Origin of the sequence: Vibrio sp. Of7-15, from assembly GCF_022347565.1 — a bacterium.
GTDB lineage: Bacteria > Pseudomonadota > Gammaproteobacteria > Enterobacterales > Vibrionaceae > NORP241.
The window spans coordinates 1-4226 of the sequence record NZ_JAKRGH010000060.1; the positions used below are offsets into that span (position 1 = coordinate 1).

Below are 4226 nucleotides of genomic sequence, written 5' to 3' on the forward strand. Positions count from 1 at the left end.
CTCGGCCAATATAATATCTTTGTAAATATTAGAGAATTTCTGTAAACGTGCTGTATCATCTGTTAACGCAGGATCGTTCATCACCGAGTGGCGGATCGCTTCATATTGTTCTTTTCGTTTTAAATCCATTCTTATTTTCTAGTTATTGAGAAAAGAAAGCAGCAAGATTATCTTGCTGCTTTCTATTACTTAACGCTATTAAAACTACCTGTCGAACAACCTACCATCGTAGAATGGAAGTTCCAACTCCCTTCTTTTTATTGCTTCATGAAATTCATCACTACAATAATCATCATTTTCTTCTTCAGTATATAAAACATCTTCACGCATTTTAGATTTAATCACACCTTTGACTCTCTCATAGTCATTTACTGAACATCGAACGTCCATATAGTGAATAAAAAAATTACGATCTTTTCTTAAAAAGGAATTCTTAGAATAATCGGAGACCAAAAACATCCCTTGCCAAGGAATTGCCGCTTCTTTCACTTTGTCTTGTTTTTGTATTAAGGCATAAAAAGTAAAGATCCCCAGCATACCCGCACCTGCCCCGGCGAAGGCCATTAAGCCCATGTAAAAGGTTAAAACAATGCCAGCGATGACGGTAATAAGAAGTAAAAAACCAGCTAAAAACTGCCTGATTTTTTTACCTCGTTTGTATCGATAAACATAAACGCCACTTTCCGTTAATTTATGTTTAAAGCGAATTGGGTACATCAGCATCGAATTGATGAAGATAATAATTCCGGCAAGAGGCCCCGTAAACATGTACCAATTCTCTGACATAGCGTATACAGAGAAAATGGCAGCAAAAATAATAAACGTAATCGCCGAATTGAATTCACTGACCGTTTGTTTCTCCCAATGATCAAACTCCCATTCCATAATGGCAGGTTCGGCCAGTACTATATCTTTATAAGTATTTGAGAATTGTTGTAAACGTGCTTTATCATCTTTCAATTCTGGATCATTCATCACCGATTGAAGGATCGCCTCATATTGCTCTTTTGTTTGTTGCTTTAAACTCATTGTATTAACTTCCTATACTCAATAGCTTAGGGGTTTGGTACGTACGGGCCAATTCAAGTGCTTTTTCATAAGCTTGAAACCCTTCGCGATCTGAATCTTTCATGCTCGATACACTTTTGAATGAGTCTGCTATTGCATCTTCACCAATGATGTTGCTGGCTAATGATAAATCCAGTGCAAACCCATGTGGAACCGCATTCTCTTTTGGCTTTCCGGTAGTAAGGTCGAGATCAGATTCATACCACACCAACACTATGGCAGGGCAAGTACGATAGCCAATAACCCCTGTGGGCATCCAAGGCCTTGGTAACCATAATTTTAAGATTTGGTTATCCTCTTCCATGATTTTCCAACTTTCTAAGCTTTTAATGCTCTCTTCATCTTGCTCTTTTGTTACCGACAGTTCAGGGGTTACTAAATGGCCATTCGCACTTTTACTCGGCAGTGGCCTAACACCTTGAACCCACTCTCCGAGCCACTCTGTATTTTTACCTTGAACTTCAGAAACATGAAAGTATTTATGATCTTTGTAAGTGGATGTTGTTTCCGTATCATGCTTACCACGCAGTGTTGTAAAGGGCGCAGGTCCACGATTGTAAATCATAACGTCTACCCGCGCTTTTTTTTGAAATAAGGCGGATGGGAAATCAATCATTAAGTGGAAACCATCAACGGATTCTTCCGAAACGGAATGTTCACATTTCAAGGTGGGTTGAGTATACACGCTCGGTTTATTTTTAAGTTCACCCAACGCATCCATGGTGTCTTTATAGCCTTTTGGCGTATCTTCCCAGATACGGGCTCCATTCCAATGATCGTCTCCCCACATCGTATTTTTAAGCCACTCACTGATGTCATCGTCTTTAGCAAGATTAAGATAAAGGGTTGCCAGTGCGTAAATTAGGCCTCCAACTGCCCCGAAGACAAATGCACCCACAGCGAAAGAGGCAAAACCTAAATAAAGTGCTTTTAACCCCAAATATCCAGAGAAAGCCATAGAACCCGTTCCAGCTGCTTTTATTGCTGTCGCAATATAAGTATTTCCAGATGCATTTGATAGATCATAAAAAATAATTTGATAAGTCTCTAGGGCCCCAGCGGCCATAAGTGTTAACTCTGCTGTCACCCCAAATATCAGTAATTTTGATAAAGATTTGGCAACGGCCTTACTGGCTTCTTTATGGTGTATGGCTCGATGAAGAGGTAGTGAGGTTACTTTGTTATACAATTCACCTTTTAACGAGCTAAGAGTGCTAATGGCCTGTGAATGCACAATGTCTTTCACAATTCTTAACACGGATTCAGACAGCCATAATGCCCGGTACACTAAGGTAAACGCATCGGTCTCTTTTGCGTTTGGGCTGGTGAGTATTCGGTGATAATCCTCTGTTAAAGCCAGAAAGTTCAAATGAATAATCTTCACTGAAATGGCCATCGAAATCACTTTGGAGGCCGTACCTGAGATCAAATCTTTCGCTATTTTATGCTTTTCAGCATCGGTAAACGTAATGTACCCCGGCAGACCGTCGGCCAGCTTTTTGCTCTGGCTTTTGAGCATGAACATCTCGGTACGGTATTTAGCACGAACCACTAAGTTTTTGCTTTTTCGGTAATTCTTACGAGCTTTAGCCAGTGCTTTAAAGTTCTCCCTTAACTGCATTTTATCTGCTAAGTACTTGGCTTTGTTTTCAGGAGTTAAAGTAACATCATGACCTGATAATTGGCTAACGACCCCAACCGGGATCATATCCACTATTTTGACTTTTTTATTTAAACTCCAGTTCGATTGAATTTTACTGGTCGCCCCCCGAATGGCCCAGTTGTTAACGCTCAGTACGTCTGAGTCGACTAAATAATCTAGCCCTTTACCAATTGTTTTAGCTTTAAAATTATCGACTGGGATATACACATAGTCTTGATAAAACTTAAATTGTGCGAGCTCTTCACTATTGAGCAGATCCCACAGGGCGACGGTTCCGGCAAGGTAAGCGGATTTGTCGGCAGAACCACTCTGAAGACTGATTTCGTTCGCTTTATCTAAAAAGTCACTCAATACTTCGGGTGAATGGCCTTCTTCAAGTAAAGCGTGATAGGTATCGTTCGGAGTCAGAGACAACACCTTATCTATCAGGTTAACTAAATAAGGCTTAAATGCGGGTACGCCAGAATACACTGCGCTGCCCACAACATTAATTAACGGTGCGGATGAGTCTGACACTTGCTCAATGTGTGTGAGTGCGTCTTCTTCAGTCAGTGCGGTATTTAACTGGGATTGCCAAGCGTTCACCTGAACAATAAATTGTTGAACATGCTCCTTATCATGCATATCGAAGAAGAGGAAACTTGGATCTGGGCCAATAGCGTTTAATAAGCTAAATACACAATGGCCAGAAAATTGTAAGCTTCCTTTAAGCAGCTCTTCCTGCCCGATACATTCAAATAAATACGCTTCTGCTTCTTTTAAGCGAACTCGGCTCCGCCACTTTTCCTTTGCCCCCATTTGACGACCATAAGCCGAATCGAATGAGCCTTGATGTGGCGGGTGGTTAAAGCCTTCTTCTCTAATATATTTATTAAACCGCTCGGAGTTTGTTGACATTAATAAAGCATTGGCTTCCATTGATGCTGTCGGATTATGGGTCATAATGACACTCAACCCATTTTCAGATGCAAAATAGTCAGACGTTTCTGCTAGCACTCGGGCTCTCTGAGGGGCATCGACTTTCTCCAATTCCTGAGCGAATGAATCGCTTGGGTCTAGTTGAAGTTGGCAGAAGCTTGTTACTGCTCTGGCAACATCGTATTTTTTTTGATTTTTTTCTTGCCAGTCCACCCACGACAGTAGTTGTCTGCCTGTTACTGCAAATATGTCTTCCACCAACGCAATCGGATCGTCTAACACCAAAATATCGGCACGTACGGGGGCGCATTCATCAATGGTGTCGAGCAAACTTTGGTTGCTGATGACGGGTTGATGGGCCTCATCACTTTGTGTGGGGGTCACGCTGCCTGCAAAGCGACCGTCTTGCACGGCGGTGCCTTCATCCATGTCGGCGACTAAATTTGCAAAATCGATGAAGGTGTCTTGCTCGGTGCGATTGTAGTTCACCAAATCCAAAAATGAGTAGACTTGCCCCGAGGTTTTGGTGGCTCGTTCACGAAAATCGGGTTCATCGGTAAATTGTGTTTTTTGACGC

2 protein-coding genes are annotated in these 4226 nt (G+C 41.6%); both read right to left on the reverse strand.

Features of this window, described 5'->3' with window-relative positions; translation table 11 throughout:
- Positions 1-204 precede the first annotated feature (204 nt).
- Positions 205-1029, reverse strand: coding sequence for a hypothetical protein (locus MHO82_RS25545; RefSeq protein WP_239189402.1), 825 nt, complete (start codon positions 1027-1029; stop codon positions 205-207).
- A 4-nt stretch (positions 1030-1033) separates the two neighbouring features.
- Positions 1034-4226 (reverse strand): hypothetical protein (locus MHO82_RS25550; protein WP_239189404.1); only part of this gene is annotated, 3193 nt, incomplete at its 5' end.